The following is an 18,473-nucleotide window of genomic DNA, read 5'->3' on the forward strand; positions in this document are numbered from 1 at the left end:
AGGCGATTGCTGGCGCTCATATAGCCGCGTCGGCGTTCGCGGTCCAGTCCTTATCGGGTACGGCTTTGCTTTTGCCCTGGGGAGCGACGTGGTCCACGCCCGGCTCCCTCACACCCACCCAAATGAGGTGCAGAAAATTAACATGGAGCTTTGTATGGCCGCTGATCGCATTGTTGCTCAGGATTTCGAAGTCGCGTCGCGTTTGGATCAACTCGGCCTCTCCGCCGGCGAATTGATCGCAGTCGTCCAGCAAAAGGCGAACTTCGTCCTGAACCAGCCTCTCAATGCGGCCGGACAGCTCAGCTATATCTACGCCACGGGCGCACTGCGCGACGTCTTGCGGCCAAAGGGATGGCAAATTGATCGAGCGGGCAACGTCGAAGCGACCTTCGACCCGACAACGGGGATCAAGATCGTCTTTCAGAACGCGGATAGCGCGTGCGAAGATGATCGCGACAAGGCGATTTCAGAGAAGGGGCCGGCTGCAAGCAGGGCCGTAGATCTTGGCCAGCGCAATCTCTTCCCCGAGTTCGACGTGGAGGATCGCGCAAGGCATCGTCGCGAGAACGCCCCTCTGTGGTACTTCTTCGTGCACATCAACGGCGATGACGTTCGGGCGGAGCTATCGTTCCCAAAGCGAATCGAAGATGGTCAGTTCAAGGGCTTCAACGAGCGCATTTACGTCATCAAGCCCGGCGAGTGGACCGGCATCATGCCTAACCCAGTGATCGACGATAGCGAACCAACGCAGGAGTTCGAGATCAACGTCACACGCAAGACTTGAGTCTGATGTTCAATCCGCAGAGACTGAGCCTCGCTAGAAAACGGCGACGGCTCACCAGCAAAGGATTCGCTGAGTTGATTGGCATGTCGCCGGTGACGGTGACGCGCCTTGAGAACGGCAACAATGAGCCCGACCCAGCTACTGTCGATCTGATCGCCAAGGCTCTCCATTTCCCCCGGCAATTCTTCTTTGAAGACGACATCGACGATTTGGACAAGGACAGCGCAAGTTTCCGAAGTCTTACGTCGATGACGGCTCGTGAGCGTGACGCGGCTCTGGCGTCTGGTTCATTGGCGTATCTCTTGTCCGACTATGTGACGTCTCGCTTCAATCTCCCAGAGCCTAGGTGAGCAACCAATCGCGAGCATGATCAAACTGCTGGAATCGAAGGGTGTCAGAGTTTTTTCGTTGGCAGAGAACACTAAGAACGTCGACGCGTTTTCGTGCTGGCGAAATGACGTTCCGTACGTCTTCCTCAATACCTTCAAGTCCGCAGAACGAAGCCGCCTAGACGCAGCTCATGAGCTTGGTCACCTTGTTTTGCACAAGCATGGCGGGCCTAGGCAGGGTCGGGATGCCGAGAACGAGGCCAACCATTTTGCATCGTCGCTCTTGATGCCGAAAGCTGACGTGCTGTCGCGCCTGCCATTCGTGGCCAAACTTGATCAACTCGTCCAGGCAAAGCGGCGCTGGGGAGTTTCCACGGCGGCGCTGGCATACCGTCTGCACAAGCTCGGGATTTTGAGTGACTGGCAATACCGAACGTTCTGCATTCAAATTAACCAGCGCGGGTACCGGACCGAGGAGCCCAATGGCTTGCCGCGGGAGGAATCTATCGTCTGGAAAAAGGTGTTTACGGAGCTGTGGAGCGACCGCGTATCGAGAAATCAGGTAGCTAGTGAGCTGAACCTGCCGCCTGCGGAGCTCGAAAACCTCATCTTTGGATTGACCGGTGACGTAGCGCCTCCAGCCAGATCGAAGGGCCGGCCAGCTTTGAAGGCGGTCTGACTCTTTTTGAGTCCTCAGTCCTTATCGCCACCCACAACTCGGAGCCCCTGCTGCCCGTCCGCGCCGACCTTCATCTGGTCCTTGAACCGCATGTAGTGCTCGACGTTCTGGCGTGACATGCCGATGTCGGTGGCGATCTGGTCGACGTCATAGCCGGCCTCCGCGCGGCTGAGGATGCCAGTGCCGCGCAGGCCGTGAATGGTCGGGTGATCGGCATCTTCCGGGTCGATGTCCCACTCGTACTTCTTGACCTGGCCGGCCACCCACGCCTTCCAGCGCCGGCACAGGGCTTTGCCCTCCGGCGTGTCGGCGAGCCATCGGCCCCACCGCGCGCGCAGGCCGTCTGCCGTGTATTGCGCGCCCTTCGGCGAGTAGAGGTAGAGATCCTCGCGGAAGCGATCGATGGGTTTCAGCCAGCGCGAATTGGTGAAGCGCACAGGCGTCTCGGCCCAGCGGTCGAGTTCGAGCGCATCGACCGTGGCGAGCGGGATGTGAAACGCGCGTCGGCGCTTGCGCGTCTTCTTCGGCCGGCACCAGATGCCGTTACGCTCGCGGTGCTCCGGGCCCATGCGGATCATGTCGCTGCCGCGCTGGCACGTCATGATGCCGAGCCGCAGCATTCGCACCAGGTCCGGCCAGGCGTGGGCCGCGACGAGATCGATCGCGAAGGCCGGCCAGGGCACGTGCCCGCGGTCGGGGATCTCGAAGTCGCGGACCTTGTCGAACGGATTGGCCTCGGCGAAGCCGAGCGGGATAGCCCAGTCCCAGATCGTGCGGCCAACCGAGAGCATCTGGTTGGCCATCACGGGCGTGTCCTTCATCGCATCGCGCGCCGTTTGCACGACCAGCGGCACAAGATCGCGCGCCGCAACGAGCCCCCACGTCTCGATGGATTCAAAGCGCCGCATCGAGACCTCGTAATTGCTCCTTGTGCCCTCGGAAAGGCGCGTGAACTCGTCGCTCTTGCGATAGCGCGCGATGAGATCGCCGACGGAGCCTGGAGGATAGGCGGTGGGGGCTGCTTCGCTGCGGCGCTTGACCTCGGTCCAGAACGCGTCCGGGTGAGTGTCGGCATTCGGAAGCTTGAGGCGCTCGCCTTCGCGATGGGTGCCGCGGCCGGGATTCCAATAGTAGTAGGTATAGACCTTTCCGTTCGGCTTGCGAACGACGCTCTTTTCGACGCCTTCAGGCAGCATCACGCCGGCTTCCCGGTTTCTTGCCAAAGTTTGCCGCTCCCTTGAGGGCAGCCTCCAACCCGACCACCGTCCGGCCGGAGAGCTTACGATCAACATCTTCCCAGCGCCAGCGGGGTGTGCGGGAAGGAAAGGCGTCGCAAGGGGCGGGCAGGCGGCCATCCCTGACCCACTGGTCCCAGGTGTCGGGCGAGATCTGCAGCTCCGCAGCCCCGGTCTCCCGGCTGACATAGGCCGGCGTGCGGTCGCCGCGCAGCAGGTTCTCATGGTCTCGGCGACGATCTCTTGGCGCGCCGCGAACAGCGCGTCCTCGACGAGCACGAGCACGTCGCCGTAGCGGAAGCCGTGCGCAGTGAGGATGCGGATGGCCTCGCGTTCGGTCGCGGGAATGCCGGCCTTGCGCAGATGCGCCGCCATGGCGGGACGGTGATGTCCTTGGCGTTGGCAGGCTTCATGGCAGCCTCACAGGAACGAGCGTGTCCTCGGGCAGCTTCGCCAGCCTGCCGATCAACTGCCGCAGCTGCTGACTGTGCACAGCGCTCTCAACGAACCAGGTTTCGTTCGACGGGGTCGAGCGTGTCGGGCATCGCAATGGTCGGCACCTGGCAGCCGGCCGCGCGGATTTCGCGGATGTTGTGCTGGTGGCGCCGCACGCGTTCGGCCATCGGCAGCTCGGGGCCGTGCTGTAGCAGCTTGTCCTTGGGCCAAACGGCTTTGGTCAGGCCGGCGTGAATGCGTGCTGCTTCGATGGCGTCCGCGCGCGTGGTAAAACCACAGAAGGGGATGGCGAGGCCACCTACGATCTTCCCATCGATCTCAGGGAACCACTGGAGATTCATATCCGGGGACATGCGGCGCTTGGCAGCTGAGATCTTCATGCCACGACCCCCACCATCTGCTTCTCCTGGCGCCGCTGCGCGACGATGCGGGCGGCGTCGGCGTGCTCTTTCAACTGCTCCCCTCGCCAGCCCATGCGGATGAGGTCAGCGAACACCACGCCGTCGTTGCGCGTGGTCTGCACGATGAAGTCGTCGGCAAGCTGGGAGATGGCGGCGGAGCCTTCGAGATCGGCCCGGCAGGGCGCCAGCGCACTCGGGGCGAGGCGCTCGGCGAGCGCGAGCTTCTCCTGCTCGCACCTCGCCTGCATCGCGAGCTCGGCCTCATAGGCGCTGCGCGCGGCGAGACATGACTGGATCGAGGCATCGCGCAACAGGCGATCGCCGGCCTCGTCCATGACCGGAAGGATATGGCGCCCGGCCTTCGGATGCCGGAGATCAATGAAGCGGTTGATGTTGGGCAGGTAGGCAAGGCTATGAAGCCTCAGCTGATAAGGGAAATCGCTCTTGGAAGTGTCGTTGACTTGCTGGCGCGGCATGTCCGTCTCCCGGGGTGGACGCGGGGAGGAACTGTCGGTTTCTACATGAAAGATGTCAACATGAGTTATGTTGATTTACGCACTGGCGATTCAAAACAGGTAGACGATCGCGAATGCTGAACCAAATCGGTCACCATTTGCGGATAACGATCCTGCTTGCCTTCGGCGCTTCGCCATTCGAACGAAATGTCCAGACTCGGGGCTGAAGCAAGGATTGCGTCCGTGAACTGCTTGTACAAGGGCGAGCGAGACGCGGCATCGACACTGGCGATCGTCACGATGCCAACCTTGCGCATATTCGCCTCGGCGCATGCAGCAGGCTGGACAAGCACAAGCAAAGCAGAAACGAGTAACCCCAGACGTTTGACTCTAGCATTCGGTGGAAGGTATGGCGAGTTCTGGTCGTGGCCCTTCGTCATTTCGCGGCAATGAACACTTCGGCCGCACTTGGAGTGAAGCGGACATCAGTTGACGGGCAAGGCCCGCTGACTTGGTAGAAAATGACCCGTTTCGGACATTGGAGCCGGATCAGTTTCCGGCGTTTTCGCGCCATTTGCCGCTCGAAGCTGCTATAGTTTCGGGATTGCGCAAGACCCACTCTCGGAGGGTCACATGCGACGACGCGTGTTCATCACATTTCTCGCTGGCGCGACCGTGGCAAGCTACGTCGGCGCACGGGCGCAGCAGGCGAGAATGCCGGTGATCGGATATCTCGTCTTTGGCTCTGCCGGGGTGGGCCCAGATCGCGTCCGTTCATTTCGCCAGGGCCTTGCAGAAGTCGGAATTGTCGAGGGACGCGACGCTACAATCGAATATCGCAGGGCCGAATTCCAGACTGAGCGATTGCCCAAGCTGGCCGGCGAGCTGGTCAGCCTTGGGATCAACGTCTTGGCAGCACCCGGCAATACCGCGGCCGCCCTTGCCGCGAAGGCCTCAACCACCACCATCCCAATAGTGTTCTTCGTCGGCGGCGACCCGGTGCAACTTGGGCTGGTCGCCAGCCTTAACCGGCCCGGCGGCAATATCACGGGGGTCACCAACCTGACGGTTGAGGTTGGGCCGAAGCGGCTCCAACTCCTCCACGAGTTGATGCCCGCCGCAACTGTCTTCGGACTGATTGTCAATCCCTCTACTCCGCTTGCGCAGATCGAATCGAGAGATCTGTTAGAGGCGGCGCGCGTCCTCGGGCTTGAGCTGCACGTTCTAAAAGCAACCAGCGAAGCTGATTTCGATGAGGTTTTTTCAAGGATAGTCCAATTGCACTCCGCCGCGCTGCTGATCGCCACCGATGGATTGTTCACTGCCCGAAGCGAACGATTGGCTATGCTTGCGCTGCGCCATGCGATCCCTGCCATCTCCAGCAATCTTGAGTTTGCGGCGGCCGGCGGCCTGATCAGCTATGGAAGCAGCGTTGACGATGGGTTCCGGTTGGCTGGTGTGTACACCGGCAGAATTCTTAAGGGCGAGAAGCCATCCGATATGCCGGTCCAGCAGTCAACGAAGATCGAACTCAAGATCAATCTCAAGACTGCAAAGGCTCTGGGTCTGACAGTACCGCCCGCGTTGCTCGCCCGCGCCGATGAGGTTATCGAATAGCCCCTTTTGCTGCGGCGCATGAGTCTGTATTGTGCCCATCGCGACATACTGCGCTGCTGCACGAACTTGGTCGCCATGGGAGCAAAGCGGACATAGTCACCAGTCACATGACGCCGCCGGGTTTACAGGTACACGGCCTAGTGCGACCACGAAAGCTTGACTATAACCAGAAAGGTTCGCGCGGTCTGACCGACAATTCGCATCGTGGGGACCGGCAGCACCCAGCCGAGGAATGATCCGGACGGCCGCACAGACGATCGCAAAAGCGATGCTGCCTGCGAGCATCACCGCCAGCGTCAGGTCTTTCCCTTCAATGCGCGCTGGACGAGCCTCCGCTTGCCCGCTGCACCTAGGCTTTTCCACTTCCCTCGCCTGACGACGGAGTGCACCTCGGTCGCGCTCCGGATCTTCACGTTGCGCATAGGCGGGGCGTTGAAGCTTTCCAGATCGAACAGGCCCTTGCGGGCGCCGGCCACGATGCGCTTGAGATAGCGGTTGCCTTCGATCGTGGTGACCAGCGTCTCGAAGTTGAGAAGCTCCGTTGGCGGCCTTTCCCGCTTGATGACGATGATGATGTCGCCGTCGTCGTAGCGGGGAAACATCGAATCGCCCGCAACCCGGTAGGCCGCGGCATCAGGAGGTAGGGGGAAGGGCACCTCGATCTCGTCCAGCCCGTCATGATCCAGGTGCTCCGCGCTTGTCTCGATGGCGCCGCCGGCGCCGACCAGGCCCTCCACCACCACGACGTTCTTTCGCGCCTCGCCGCCCTCTCCGGACAAGAGCCACCCGGCCGACACCTTGAAGGCGCGGGCATACCTCTCGGCGACTTCCACAGGAAATTGGTTCTGCCCGTTCTCGTGCGCGGCATAGGTCGACGTCGGCCAGCTGAACCGCTTGGCTGCGGCCATTGCCGAGCGAAATCCGGCTTTTTCGCGCGCCGTGCGCAGTCTCTCACCCATTGTTTCCATGGGCGTATGATCACAAATCGTGTTAACATAAATCATGTTGAGGCAATCAACACGAATCATGTAGGCCGAATCCATGGGAGCAGGCTGATTCGCAGAAGACCGTGTCGGATGTGTTCGCCGTATTCGGCGGGCCGGCGAAATTCTCGCGGACCTTCGGCTTGAAGAATCCGTCGACCGCTTCCGAGATGAAGCGGCGCGAGAGCATCTCGATCGACCTCTGGCCCGCGATCGTCGACCTTGCCGCGCGGGATCGAGTGGCTCACCTATGAGCGGAGCTTCGCGAGCGCGAGCTCAACGGAAAGCAGAACGAGGCCGACGAGGGGCGCTGGTGGACAGCCGCGCCGCGGGCGATCGCCTGCTGGTCGTTCGCGATCTTCATCGCCAAGGTGGTGGTCTGGGACACGGTTCTAGGGCTCGGTTCGACGCCGGCGCTCAAGGGCGACGTTGCGCAGGCCTTCGTGTGGCTGACTGCGATGTAGTTCGGCGGCCGCACGCTCGAAAAGATCTCCCGCATCCTGAAGCGGTGAAGCCCATGGCCCTGCTCGATTACTATCTCGAAGGCCGACGCTTCGAATGGGTCATCACCATCTCGATGCTGTGGCTGGCCATCGCCATGGCGATCTCGCCGGAGATCCTGCCGGCGAGCGCGTTCCAGTGGGTGACGCTGGTGATGTCACCTTCCGTTGTCGATGCCGCGCTGTTCGCGATCGGCTGGGTGCGGTTGATCGGGCTCGTGCTCAACGGTCACCAGGTGCGGGGCCATCGCGTGGGGCCGGCCATCCGCTCGATCATGGCGATCGGCTGCGCGGTGATGCGGGTGCAGTTCGACCTCGCGCTGGTGCAGCTCTCGCTTGCGCAGGGCTTCATGTCGCCCGGGCTGCCGTTCCGGACCATGTTCGTGGTGGGCGAAGTCGACGTGGCCCACCGGGCCGTGAGGGGCCAAAGGGGCGGCCAAAGGGACGGCAATGGAAGAGGTCCTTAAGGCGCTGGCGCCGTGGCCGGTCGTGCAGGGCATTCGGCGATGACCGGGACCACGTCCGGTCTACCCCAAAGAGCCGTTCGACGCTAAAGGCACACGACCTGACATAGTCAGTAAAGCGGCCTAGAGAAAACCCACCGCGTTGATTTGGCGTCAAGACATTGGAGGTTGTCTTGACGCGAGCAAGTAGAACGCGCGCGCCCACAGCCGGGGCGAGGATCGACTTGCGCAAGAGACAGTTCCAACCCCGCAGTTTCTGAGCTGTTGACCTTCGCTGTAGAGTCAGCCGGCCATCCGTTATGTCATGCTGCCGGGCATGAAGCAGCGGATGTCGATCCGCACCGGACCGCCCATCGGGCTCACGTAGACCGGCCACACCATCGTCCGGCCAACTCGGTTCGGTTCTTTGATCACGGCGTCATCCGGAACGTCCCACCATTGGCCTTCGATGCGGACGCGATAATGCCCGCCTTTTGCTTCCCAATCGACGTCAGCCAACGCTGTCCCGTCAGCGTCGGAACAACAGGGGCCTTTGCCTGAGCGGAGGCTGTCGAACCAGCCTTTGAGCGGAGAGTTTGCATATCGGCCCTCGAGATCCCGGGCGGCCGCTTTGTGAAGTGTTAGAGTGGGGGCAGCGAGAACGAGTGGCAGGATAGAGGCGACAAAAATCATCCAGTCTCGTATTCCTGATTCTTCAGGCGCGGTCATTGTGTTAATGCCTCTCGAAAATGCCGAAGAGGATGACGGCAGCACCAACGCAGGTGGCATCGCCTGAATGCGCGGCTATCTGGAGTACATGAACGAGCCATCATCAAGGTCGACGTTTGTCCTTTGCAATGTCCCTTTGCAAAACTAATGCCAAAGCAAGATGGAACCTGGCGTTAAGAAAAACGAGCGACTTATTGGCGTCACGGCCGCAAGAATGGTGACGACTGGGATCTGACCAGCGCAATACCTACGCAAAACCTAAGAGCCGCCCCGGAGGGAGCGGCTCTCCTTATAAGATTGGCTGGGTTATCGCTGGCCTTACGGCTTCATAGAGCCCTGCACACTGGTGTAGACGGCATAGAGCGACGTCGAGCCGCAGATGTACAGCCGGTTTCGTTGCTGACCGCCGAAGCACAGATTGGCGACAGTTTCGGGTATGTGGATCTTGCCGAGCAGTTCGCCGGCGGGAGTATAGCAACGCACGCCGTCCTCATTCGGGTCGCCCCAACCGACGGAAAGCCAAACTCGACCGTCGGTGTCAGTGCGCACGCCATCCGTAATGCTCGGCTTCGGCATGTCCGCAAAGACCTTGCTGTTCGACACCTTCCCGGCGCTCACATCCAGGTCGAAGGAGCGGATCTGCGACGGATTGTTGGGCCCATCGGTGAAGCCGGTGTCGATGACATAGAGCTTCTTCTCGTCGGGCGAGAGCGCAATGCCGTTGGGTTCAACGAAGTCGTCGACTACAACCTTGATATCACCCGACTTCGGATCGACCCGGTAGACGTTGTGCTTTTCCTGCTCCGGCTCGGCTTTGACGCCCTCGTAATAACCGCCGATCCCGTAGACCGGATCGGTGAACCAGATCGCACCGTCCGAAGTGACGACTGCGTCGTTCGGTGAGTTCAGCCTCTTGCCATTGTATTTGTCGGCGATGATCGTGATGGATCCGTCGAGTTCGGTCCGGGTCACCCGTCGTCCGCTGTGTTCGCAAGTGATCAGACGTCCTTCCCGATCAATGGTGTTGCCGTTCGAATTCATCGAAGGCTGGCGATATACGCTGACGTGACCGTCGTCCTCGGAAAACCGCATGATGCGGTTGTTGGGAATGTCGCTGAAGAGCACGTAGCGCCCGGCCGCGAAGTAGACCGGGCCCTCGGCCCAGCGGAACCCGGTTGCGACGCGCTCAACCGCCATAGTGCCGGCGAAGGCCGGGAAATCGGGGGGCCCGAACGATGGTGGCCCCTTCTTGGCAGATTCCAGATGGGAGTCCGGATAGCGGCTGCCGGGCAGCGGCCCCAAGGGCAACGGCTCGCTCGCCGTTGTTGGAGCGCCCGTTTGGCCCAACGGCGTCACGGTCGCCGCAGAGGCCGCTTTGAGGCTCGCCGCCGTCGCGGCCAGCGCCGCAGCACCTTTGATGATGTTGCGGCGGTTGAGGGCTTGCTTGTGGGGAACGGTCATTGCACTTGCCATGGTTTCCTCCCATTTTTTGCTGGGAGGAAACTATACCGCAATCCGGCATAAAGCGGGCGGTTCGGCAAGCAAATCATCGGGCCGGGCGACATCACCAATGCGTCGATCTTCAGCGCTTTCGCAATCTGCGCAGCAAATGATTCATGTCGCAGTTGGGTCAATCGCGTCGGTTTAGCCGCGTGCCGACCACTTCCGGTCTACCCTCAACAGTCGACACGCAGGCCAACTGTGGTTTTCGTCGGTATGGGCCAAAGAGCAACATCACGCGCACCACGGCGGCGCGTCGCGCTCATTCCGGGAAGGCCGCCAGATGGGCGCGTTGGGACAGTGTGACTGTCGGATAACATCGCTTGCCAATCGAAGTTTGAGCCTTGAATTCAGCCGAAGACGCGCCACTACCTTACGTAGTTTTTCAAGTGTGTCTGCACTCTCGCAGGATGAAGCGATGAAGACACCCGCCTGGGCGCTAGGCGAGTGTGATGGTTTCGTGCCTAGCCGAACAGGAGGGTACGTGTAGTTCGTCTACTGATCGAGAGTGGCCAAACGCGAAGCCTCATGCGCGCACCGACCAGTACTATCGATGGCCCAAAGAGGGAGGAGAACAATGAGCACCTGGCTTAGCGAGCGAGAGCAGCGCCTTGTCGCGGGCGCGGAGGCGGCATCGGCGGCAACGCCGATTCCCACTCAGATCGTTTCCAACGGCGAGTATCTGCCGCCTCCGCAGAGCGATACGCAGAAGAAGGTCGAGGCACGGATCAACGAGCTCGCCGACGCGAACGGCAAGCACCTCGGCTTGAGCCGCAGGCAGTTCCTGCACACGAGCTGCGGCATGGCGGCGGCATTCCTCGCCATGAACGACATCTACGGCAATGTTTTCCAGGTCGCGCCCGCGGAGGCCCGCGAGCCCGAACTGATGCTGGCGCGCGCGCAAGGTCTCGCCGGCCAGTTCATCTTCGATGTCCAGACCCATTTCGTGCGCGACGACTTCGATCACAAGGAGCTCCTGGGGCTGGCGGACTTTGCGAGCCAGCACTGGAATCCGAAGATGAAGGAGGAGGGCGTCTCCTCGCTCGCCCGCTACAAGTTCCAGAACTATGTGAAGGAGATCTACTACGACAGCGACACCAACATGGCGCTCCTGAGTGGTGCGCCGTTCGACGATCCGAGCTGGTGGCTTCTGTCCAACGAGCAGATCGTCAAGGCACGCGAACTCATCAACGACTTCGCCGGATCGCGCCGCCTGCTGGCGCACAGCGTCATTACCCCCAAGCAGCCCGGCTGGATGGAGGAGGTCGACAAGGCGATAGAGGTCTACAAGCCGGATTCCTGGAAGTCCTACACCATCGGCGATCCGCTGGCGCCCTCCAAGTTCCCGTGGCGGCTCGACGACGAGCAGGTGATGTATCCGTTCTACGAAAAGGCGGTAAAGGCCGGCATCAACACGCTGTGCATCCACAAGGGGCTGCTGCCGCCCGATTACGAGAAGTCGTTCGCCGGCGTGTGGGAATACGCAACCGCATGGGACATCGGAAAGGCTGCCAAGGACTGGCCGCAGATGAACTTCGTGATCTATCACTCGGCGCTGCGAGCGTTCCTCGAGCTGCCGGACAAGGCGTGGGCGGAGTTCGAGCAGACCGGCCGCATCCAGTGGGCCACGGATCTCGCGGATATCCCGCAGAAGTTCGGCGTCACCAATGTCTATGCCGAGCTCGGCACGTCCTTTGCCAACTCGGCGGTGGCGCATCCGAAGTTCTGCGCCGCGCTGGTCGGCACGCTGATCAAAGGCATGGGGGTCGACCACGTGATGTGGGGCACCGACTCGGTCTGGTACGGCTCACCGCAGTGGCAGATCGAGGCGCTCCGCCGGCTCGAAATCCCGGAGGACATGCAGAAGAAGTACGGCTTTGCGCCGCTCGGCGACGCCAACAGCGCGACCAAGCAGCTGATCTTCGCGGGCAACGCAACCAGGTTTTACAAGATTAAGCTGAAAGCAGCCGATAACACCAGGATGCCGGCCTTTTCTGAGGATCGCCTCGCGGCACTCAAGAACGAGTACACTCAAGCTGCGAAGCAACCCTCGAACCTCCGCTACGGCTACGTTCGCGCCGCCTAAGTGCCAACGGCTGCGGCGGCGGAGCGGGCAAGCTTCGCTGGCGCAGCGAACGCGGCTGCGCCGCGTTATGGATATCGATCGACAAATCCAACTTCGGGCGGCGACGCTGTTGTATCTGGATCCGCCTTATTGGGGCTCGGAGGATGACTACGGCGCCGGCGTGTTCGATCGAGCCGACTTTCAGGACTCTGGCCGATCGGCTGAAGCTTATCCAGGGCAAGTTCATCCTGTCCGTCAACGATGTCCCGGAAACGCGTGCGATGTTTGGCTCCTTTCGCGTCGAGTCTCTCTCGACGCGCTATACGGCCTCCGGCGGCAAATGGCTTGACGTCGCCGAGTTGCTGGTCAGCGGCCCCACGCCCGAGGGACTCGAGCCGCCGCGCGACCTGCTGTCGCTCGGACTATGAACGCACGCTCAGGTCGGCGCAATTAGCGGAGAGTTCCGCAAACGCGCGCTCCTGAACCGATGAGGCGATGGACCCTTGTGCGCTGTGAGCTGCGCGCCGGGCAGTACGGGAGATCAGGCGGGTATCACGATGGCTGCCTCGAGGTTGGATGTGTCGTTTCTCCAGATGGATCTCCTGCCGTCATCCCTGGACAAGACCCGCAGTCATCGGTCAGAGTCGGATATAAGAATGCCGTTATCGGACAGGGGTACTTTGAGATGTACAATTCTTCGGGACAAATAATTTCGCCCGTTACCAGCCGCGTTGTGCCAAGAGATGCCGCGCACTACCCGGTTGGGGTCCCGCAACTTACAACAAAGCCATGACCAAGCGAGAAGACGCAGATCCAATTGTGGGGGATGAGCTTGTTGAAGTCTCACTTCGCCCGTACCACGTGTATTTCACCTTCGTCAGATCGGAAATGCAGATCGGTGCTCCATTTTCAGTATCACTCACCGACGAGACCTCGCAAGATTCCTTCCCAAGGAGGGACTTGGGGACCTAAGAGTCTTGTGGGCGTTGGTCGGCAAGAAGGTTGAGGCTGTGATTTGGAATGATGCCATCACAGTAACGTTTTCCGATGGTGAGCAGATTTTTAGTGAGCCAAATGAAGGGCGCGCCAGAGGATTGATTAAGGGACGGGATGATATGACGGTTGAAGATTTCTAATGAATTGCGGTTAGCCGCGAGATCATTCGATCGTTCACCTGCTCGCGAGGATGACAGGCAACGTGACGTCAGGGTTTTAAGTGAACGCATCCTTGACGCGGTCGATCGCCGGGTGACTGCGGTTCTTCATCCTGATCCAGGAGGGTTGACGGCCGCCACGATAGCGCGATTGGCGCCGTTTGGAGACCAAGCCTTCGAGACCCATGCTGCAGTCCGCGCGGAACAGCTCGGGACCGATGTCGCCGACCTCGAAGGGCGCGATGAAGATGCCGTCGGGGCGGCCGCGCAGGGGCGAAACGCGCCGCGAAGGCATGTTCGGCATCGACCACAATGTCAGGTTGCGCGAACGGGCGCGCCTCGCGCGCCAACGTGATCCGCATCTGCCAATGCGGCATTGTGCAATCGCGTCTCACCTTGCCGGTTCAAGACCGCCATGCCATCCTCCGCGCGCCAGGAAAAATCAAACGGAAGCAGGCCGCTCGCAGAATGCTTCCAAGCCTTAATAATCTGGCCGGGGAAACCCTTTGGGAGGTCTGGTTCATGGCATTGAAGCTCGCTACCCGGCTGCTTTGCGCGGCCGTGTTGTCCGTTGTGCTTGCGGGAGGCGCGCAGGCTGAGGACAAGGTCGTCAAGATCGGAGTGATCTTGCCGATGTCCGGCAGCACGGCGTCGATCGGTGCGCATGCCAAGGCTGCGCTCGAAGTGGCGACCGACATCATCAACAACGCCCATCCCGAGCTCGACAAGCTGCCGCTTGCCAACAACGCCGGGCTCGCAGGCCTTGGCGGCGCCAAGGTCGAGCTTGTCATCGCCGACAACCAGGGCAGCCCGGCCACGGGGCAAAACCAGGCACTGCGTCTGATCACGGAAGAGAAGGTGGTCGCGATCCTCGGCGCCTACCAGTCCGGCATCACGCTGACCTCGAGCGCGATCGCCGAGAAATATGGCATTCCGTACCTGACGCCGGAATCGGTCGCCGCCAATCTCACCGAGCGCGGCTTCAAGTGGTTTTTCCGCACCACGCCGATCGCGCCGGATTTCGTTCGCATCTACGACGAATTTTTGAGCGACATGAAGGCGGCCGGCGCCAAGACCGACACCATCGCGCTGGTCCATGACAACACCGAATACGGCACCTCCGTTGCCAACACGATCACCGCCGGCTTCAAGGCGAAGGGGCGCACCGGCGTCATCGACGTCGCCTATGCCGTCAACGCTACCGATGTGCAGGCGCAGGTGCTTCAGCTCAAGGAGAAGAGGCCCGACGTCGTGCTGATGATCTCCTACACATCGGACGCGATCCTGTTTGCCAAGACCATGCAGTCGCTCGACTACAAGCCGCCGATGCTGCTGGCTGACGATGCCGGCTATTCGGATCCGTCGTTCATCAAGGCGGTTGGAAAGCTCTCGCAGGGCGTGTTCAACCGTTCGTCCTTTGCCGTAGGTCCCGCCGGCTCGCCGAGCGCCGTCATCGCCGACATGTACAAGAAGAAGAGCGGCGAGGAGATGGAAGACACGGTCGGGCGCGAAATGCAGGGCTTCTTCGTGCTGGTCGACGCCATCGACCGCGCGGGCTCGACGGATCCCGCGAAAATCCAGGCGGCGCTGAAGGCAACGGACCTCAAGCCCGAGCAGCTGATCATGGGCTACAAGGGTGTGAAGTTCGACGAGAAGGGGCAGAACGTGCTGGCGTCGGCCTATATCATCCAGCTTCAGGACGGCGAGAACTACGTCTCGGTGTGGCCCAAGGGCAATGCCGAGAAGGCGCCGCTGATGCCCTACAAAGGGTGGTGACGATTTCGGAGGCGGGACTGGCGGTCCCGCTTTTTGTCGGCTTGATAGGGCAGCGCGGCTCATGTCCTTTGTCCTCGTGCAGGTGATCGTCGGCGGGCTCCTGCTCGGTGCCGTCTACGCCCTGTTTTCCTCCGGCCTCACGTTGGTGTGGGGCATGATGAACATCGTCAATTTCGCGCATGGCGATTTCGTCATGCTCGGCATGTACGTCGCCTATGTCGTTTACACCTTGATGGGCGGCGGGCCGATCGTCGGCGCGCCGCTGGCGGTACTGGTGCTGGCGACGCTCGGCGTCGTCGTCTATTTCGGCCTGATCCGCGACATCATGAAAGGGCCGATGCTGGCGCAGATTCTCGGCACCTTCGGTCTCGCATTGCTGCTGCGCTATTCCGTGTTCTGGTGGTTCGGTGCCGACTTCAAGTCGTTGCCGCAGAATATCGTCGGCGGCACGTATGCGGTGGCGGGGCTGCGTCTCGAAGCATCGCGGCTGCTCGCCGGCATCGTCGCAATGCTCGTGACGCTCGGACTGCACCTGTTGCTGACGCGCACCTCGCTCGGTTCGAAAATGCTGGCGGTGGCGGAAGATGCAACCGCCGCCCAACTCATGGGTATCCGGCCCGACACGATGCAGGCGATCGCCTGGGCGATTGCGGCGGGGGCTACCGGACTAGCCGGCGCGTTGATCGCGAACTTCTTCTATATCGTGCCGACGGTGGGCGAGACGCTCGGTATCGTCGCCTTCGTCACGGTCTCGCTCGGCGGCTTCGGCAGCGTGCCCGGCGCTCTGGTCGCGGGCCTCCTGATCGGCGTCATCGAGTCGCTGTCGGGATTCCTGATCGGCGCCGTCTACAAGGACATCGTCGTCTACATCCTGTTCCTGTTCTTCCTCTGGTTTCGGCCGCAAGGCCTGATGGGGAAGATGTGATGCGGCGCTTGCTCTGGCTGTCGGTGCTGTTAGCGGCCGCGATTGCCTATCCGCTGCTGCTGTCCTCGCCGTTCCAGCAGCGCCTCGGCGCACTGGTGCTGCTCTATGCGATCGCGGCCTCGGCCTGGAACATCGTCGGCGGCTATGCCGGCCAGGTCTCGGTCGGTCATGTCGTGTTCTTCGGCTGCGGCGCCTATGCAGCGATGGGAGCCTACGCCAAGTTCGGTCTGTCGCCGCTATTCGGCATTCCCTGCGGTATCGTGATTGCGGTGGTGCTGGCGGCCGTCGTCGGCGTGCCGACGCTGCGCCTGTCTGGCCACTATTTCAGCATGGCGACGATTGCGGTTGCCGAGACGATGCGGCTGATCGTCACCAATACCGATTACCTTGGCGCGGCCGTGGGATTGAGCGGCCCGACGGTGGCCCGCAACATCTTCGATCTCTCGTTCATATCGTCGCTGCCCTACTACTATCTCTTCCTCCTGGTCCTTGCGATCACGCTCTTCATCACCTGGTGGATGGCCGACAGCCGGATGGGTTTCTATCTGCGCGCGATCAAGGATTCCGAGCGGGCTGCGCGCTCGCTCGGTGCGCCCGCAAGCCGCACGAAACTCTATGCGTACATGCTGAGCGCGGCGCTGACGAGTGTCGCCGGGGCGCTCTACGCGATGATGTTCGGTTTTGTCGATCCCGAGTCCGGGCTCGGCATTCTGATCTCCGTGAAGATCTTGATCATGGCCGCGCTCGGCGGAGCAGGGCTTCTGTTCGGTCCCCTGGTCGGCGCCGCAATCCTCGTGCCGCTGGAGGAAATCTCCAACAGCGTGCTTGGCGGCAAGGGCGCAGGCCTCACCTTCGTGGTTTACGGCGCCATCATCGTGCTGATCGCGCGCTTCCAGCCCGGCGGCATCTTGAGTCTCTTCAAGCCGCGGTCCAAGCCCGTGAGCGAAGCGGGAGTGCCTCATGCTCCTTGAAGCGCGCCGCATCACAAGGGCCTTCGGCAGCTTCAAGGCGGTCGACGATGCCTCCGTGATGCTGGAGCAGGGCGATATCCTCGGCCTGATCGGGCCGAACGGCGCCGGCAAGTCGACCTTCTTCAACTGCCTTACCGGCGATCTCAGGACGACCGCGGGCCGCGTCCTGTTCGAAGGCCGCGACATCACCGATCTCGCGCCCGAGCAGCGCGCGCAACTCGGGCTCGCGCGCACCTTCCAGGTGCCGCAGACGTTCGAGGGCATGACGGTGCTCGAGAACGTCATGATCGGCGCGTTCCTGCGTGCCGCGCATCGCACTGAGGCCGAGGCCAAGGCGCGCGCCGTGCTGGAGCGGGTCGGGATGATCAGGCTCGCGGATGCGCCTGCGCGCTCGCTCGGTACGCCCGGCCGCAAGCGGCTGGAGATCGCCCGTGCGCTTGCGACCGAGCCGAAGGTGCTGCTGCTCGATGAAGCCATGGCGGGCCTCAATGCCCACGAGGTCAAGCTCGCGATCGATCTGGTGCGCGACATCCACCGCGCCGGCATCACGCTCGTCATCGTCGAGCACATCATGGAAGTGATCATGTCGCTGGCGAGCCGAGTGATGGTGTTCCACCAGGGCAGGGAGATTGCCCGTGGCAGCCCGCGTGAGGTAACGGCGAATCCAGCGGTGATCGCAGCCTATCTCGGCACGCGCGCCGCGAAAGCGGCTGCCGGCCACACGCCGATCGAATTGATGGGCGGCCCCACATGAGCGGGCTTCTGCTTCGGATCGAGCACCTCGAAGTGCGCTATGGCGACCTGATCGGCGTGTCCGACGTATCGCTGGAGGTGCCCGAAGGCAGCATCGTCGCGCTGCTCGGCTCCAATGGCGGCGGCAAGACCACGACGCTGAATGCGATCGCAGGTCTGATCCCGGTGCATGCCGGCACGATCAGCTTTCGCGGCGAGGCGATCGCGGGCCAACGCGCCTTTGCGATCGTGCGCAAGGGGCTTGCGCTGTCTCCGGAGGGCTGGCGGCTGTTCGTGCAGCAGAGCGTCGAGAACAATCTCCTGCTCGGCGCCACGCCGTTGCTCGACAAATCGCGCAGGGCGGCGCTGCTCGATCGCGTCTATGTGATCTTTCCGCGGCTGAAGGAACGCCGCAACCAGCGCGCCGGCACCATGTCCGGCGGCGAGCGGCAGATGCTTGCGGTCGGCCGCGCGCTGATGAGCGACCCGAAACTGTTGATGCTGGACGAGCCGTCGCTGGGACTGGCGCCGGCGGTCGTGGAGTCCATGTACGAAACCTTCGGCCGCCTGCATCGCGAGGGCCTGACCATCCTGCTCGCCGAACAGTCGATCGAGCTTGCCCTCGAAGTCTCCGATTTCGCGACCGTGCTCCAGGTGGGCAAGAGCGTATTGTCGGGCACCGCCGCGGCGCTCGCGAACGACCCGCAGGTGCAGAAGGCTTATCTCGGGGCAGGGTGAA

The 18,473-nt window shown here is 61.8% G+C and carries 22 protein-coding genes; 14 read left to right on the forward strand and 8 right to left on the reverse strand.

Annotated elements, in window-relative coordinates:
• Nucleotides 1-88: 88 nt before the first annotated feature.
• From QA640_RS19885 to QA640_RS19895, 3 genes are read left to right on the forward strand one after another with little or no spacing between them, the layout of a single operon-like run.
• On the forward strand, nt 89-784 hold the full coding sequence (locus QA640_RS19885; protein WP_283042277.1) for a hypothetical protein: 696 nt from the start codon (nt 89-91) through the stop codon (nt 782-784).
• A gap of 5 nt (nt 785-789) precedes the next feature.
• The gene (locus QA640_RS19890) at nt 790-1,134 is read left to right on the forward strand and encodes a helix-turn-helix transcriptional regulator (protein WP_283042278.1); all 345 of its coding nucleotides are present in this window, start codon (nt 790-792) and stop codon (nt 1,132-1,134) included.
• A gap of 16 nt (nt 1,135-1,150) precedes the next feature.
• Nucleotides 1,151-1,792 (forward strand): ImmA/IrrE family metallo-endopeptidase, encoded by a 642-nt coding sequence (locus QA640_RS19895; RefSeq protein ID WP_283042279.1) that lies wholly within the window; start codon nt 1,151-1,153, stop codon nt 1,790-1,792.
• Between the two features lie 14 nt (nt 1,793-1,806).
• Here the strand turns inward: QA640_RS19895 and QA640_RS19900 are convergent, their stop codons facing one another.
• The 4 genes from QA640_RS19900 to QA640_RS19915 all read right to left on the reverse strand — a co-directional run bounded on the left by QA640_RS19900 (nt 1,807) and on the right by QA640_RS19915 (nt 4,656).
• A complete protein-coding gene (locus tag QA640_RS19900; protein ID WP_283042280.1) occupies nt 1,807-3,015 on the reverse strand; it encodes a hypothetical protein in 1,209 nt (402 codons plus the stop codon).
• A gap of 512 nt (nt 3,016-3,527) precedes the next feature.
• Nucleotides 3,528-3,863, reverse strand: coding sequence for a hypothetical protein (locus QA640_RS19905; protein ID WP_283042281.1), 336 nt, complete (start codon nt 3,861-3,863; stop codon nt 3,528-3,530).
• Complete coding sequence (locus QA640_RS19910) at nt 3,860-4,360, reverse strand: phospholipase (protein ID WP_283042282.1); 501 nt, start codon at nt 4,358-4,360, stop codon at nt 3,860-3,862. The genes QA640_RS19905 and QA640_RS19910 overlap by 4 nt, the downstream gene beginning before the upstream one ends.
• A 65-nt stretch (nt 4,361-4,425) precedes the next feature.
• Nucleotides 4,426-4,656, reverse strand: a complete 231-nt coding sequence (locus tag QA640_RS19915; protein ID WP_283042283.1) for a hypothetical protein — start codon at nt 4,654-4,656, stop codon at nt 4,426-4,428.
• 316 nt (nt 4,657-4,972) lie between these two features.
• On the opposite strand from QA640_RS19915, the gene QA640_RS19920 reads away from it, so the two are divergent.
• Nucleotides 4,973-5,956, forward strand: coding sequence for an ABC transporter substrate-binding protein (locus QA640_RS19920; protein WP_283042284.1), 984 nt, complete (start codon nt 4,973-4,975; stop codon nt 5,954-5,956).
• A gap of 296 nt (nt 5,957-6,252) precedes the next feature.
• Here the strand turns inward: QA640_RS19920 and QA640_RS19925 are convergent, their stop codons facing one another.
• Nucleotides 6,253-6,999, reverse strand: coding sequence for a S24 family peptidase (locus QA640_RS19925; RefSeq protein WP_283042285.1), 747 nt, complete (start codon nt 6,997-6,999; stop codon nt 6,253-6,255).
• A 26-nt stretch (nt 7,000-7,025) separates the two neighbouring features.
• Here QA640_RS19925 and QA640_RS19930 point away from each other — a divergent pair, with 26 nt between their 5' ends.
• Both QA640_RS19930 and QA640_RS19935 read left to right on the forward strand, forming a co-directional pair.
• Nucleotides 7,026-7,193, forward strand: a complete 168-nt coding sequence (locus QA640_RS19930) for a hypothetical protein (protein WP_283042286.1) — start codon at nt 7,026-7,028, stop codon at nt 7,191-7,193.
• 263 nt (nt 7,194-7,456) lie between these two features.
• On the forward strand, nt 7,457-7,906 hold the full coding sequence (locus QA640_RS19935; protein WP_283042287.1) for a hypothetical protein: 450 nt from the start codon (nt 7,457-7,459) through the stop codon (nt 7,904-7,906).
• 294 nt (nt 7,907-8,200) lie between these two features.
• On the opposite strand, the gene QA640_RS19940 is transcribed toward QA640_RS19935, so the two are convergent.
• Both QA640_RS19940 and QA640_RS19945 read right to left on the reverse strand, forming a co-directional pair.
• Nucleotides 8,201-8,611 (reverse strand): hypothetical protein, encoded by a 411-nt coding sequence (locus QA640_RS19940; protein ID WP_283042288.1) that lies wholly within the window; start codon nt 8,609-8,611, stop codon nt 8,201-8,203.
• A gap of 318 nt (nt 8,612-8,929) precedes the next feature.
• Nucleotides 8,930-10,084: an SMP-30/gluconolactonase/LRE family protein gene (locus QA640_RS19945; protein ID WP_283042289.1), complete on the reverse strand. Its 1,155-nt coding sequence runs from the start codon at nt 10,082-10,084 to the stop codon at nt 8,930-8,932.
• Between the two features lie 604 nt (nt 10,085-10,688).
• Between QA640_RS19945 and QA640_RS19950 the strand changes: the two genes are divergently transcribed.
• The 3 genes from QA640_RS19950 (at nt 10,689) to QA640_RS19960 (ending at nt 13,312) form a co-directional block, all read left to right on the forward strand.
• Complete coding sequence (locus QA640_RS19950; RefSeq protein WP_283042290.1) at nt 10,689-12,197, forward strand: amidohydrolase family protein; 1,509 nt, start codon at nt 10,689-10,691, stop codon at nt 12,195-12,197.
• A 143-nt stretch (nt 12,198-12,340) separates the two neighbouring features.
• A complete protein-coding gene (locus QA640_RS19955; protein ID WP_283042291.1) occupies nt 12,341-12,604 on the forward strand; it encodes a hypothetical protein in 264 nt (87 codons plus the stop codon).
• 558 nt (nt 12,605-13,162) lie between these two features.
• Complete coding sequence (locus tag QA640_RS19960; RefSeq protein ID WP_283042292.1) at nt 13,163-13,312, forward strand: hypothetical protein; 150 nt, start codon at nt 13,163-13,165, stop codon at nt 13,310-13,312.
• Between the two features lie 76 nt (nt 13,313-13,388).
• On the opposite strand, the gene QA640_RS19965 is transcribed toward QA640_RS19960, so the two are convergent.
• A complete protein-coding gene (locus QA640_RS19965; RefSeq protein WP_349253738.1) occupies nt 13,389-13,625 on the reverse strand; it encodes a hypothetical protein in 237 nt (78 codons plus the stop codon).
• A 227-nt stretch (nt 13,626-13,852) separates the two neighbouring features.
• On the opposite strand from QA640_RS19965, the gene QA640_RS19970 reads away from it, so the two are divergent.
• From QA640_RS19970 to QA640_RS19990, 5 genes are all read left to right on the forward strand, one after another.
• The gene (locus QA640_RS19970) at nt 13,853-15,106 is read left to right on the forward strand and encodes an ABC transporter substrate-binding protein (RefSeq protein ID WP_283042293.1); all 1,254 of its coding nucleotides are present in this window, start codon (nt 13,853-13,855) and stop codon (nt 15,104-15,106) included.
• 61 nt (nt 15,107-15,167) lie between these two features.
• Nucleotides 15,168-16,031: a branched-chain amino acid ABC transporter permease gene (locus tag QA640_RS19975; RefSeq protein ID WP_283042294.1), complete on the forward strand. Its 864-nt coding sequence runs from the start codon at nt 15,168-15,170 to the stop codon at nt 16,029-16,031.
• Nucleotides 16,031-17,002, forward strand: coding sequence for a branched-chain amino acid ABC transporter permease (locus QA640_RS19980; RefSeq protein ID WP_283042295.1), 972 nt, complete (start codon nt 16,031-16,033; stop codon nt 17,000-17,002). Before QA640_RS19975 ends, QA640_RS19980 begins: the two co-directional genes overlap by 1 nt.
• Nucleotides 16,992-17,756: an ABC transporter ATP-binding protein gene (locus tag QA640_RS19985; RefSeq protein ID WP_283042296.1), complete on the forward strand. Its 765-nt coding sequence runs from the start codon at nt 16,992-16,994 to the stop codon at nt 17,754-17,756. The genes QA640_RS19980 and QA640_RS19985 overlap by 11 nt, the downstream gene beginning before the upstream one ends.
• Complete coding sequence (locus QA640_RS19990) at nt 17,753-18,472, forward strand: ABC transporter ATP-binding protein (protein ID WP_283042297.1); 720 nt, start codon at nt 17,753-17,755, stop codon at nt 18,470-18,472. Before QA640_RS19985 ends, QA640_RS19990 begins: the two co-directional genes overlap by 4 nt.
• Nucleotide 18,473 lies beyond the last annotated feature (1 nt).

The sequence above is a fragment of the Bradyrhizobium sp. CB82 genome (genome assembly GCF_029714405.1).
GTDB lineage: Bacteria > Pseudomonadota > Alphaproteobacteria > Rhizobiales > Xanthobacteraceae > Bradyrhizobium.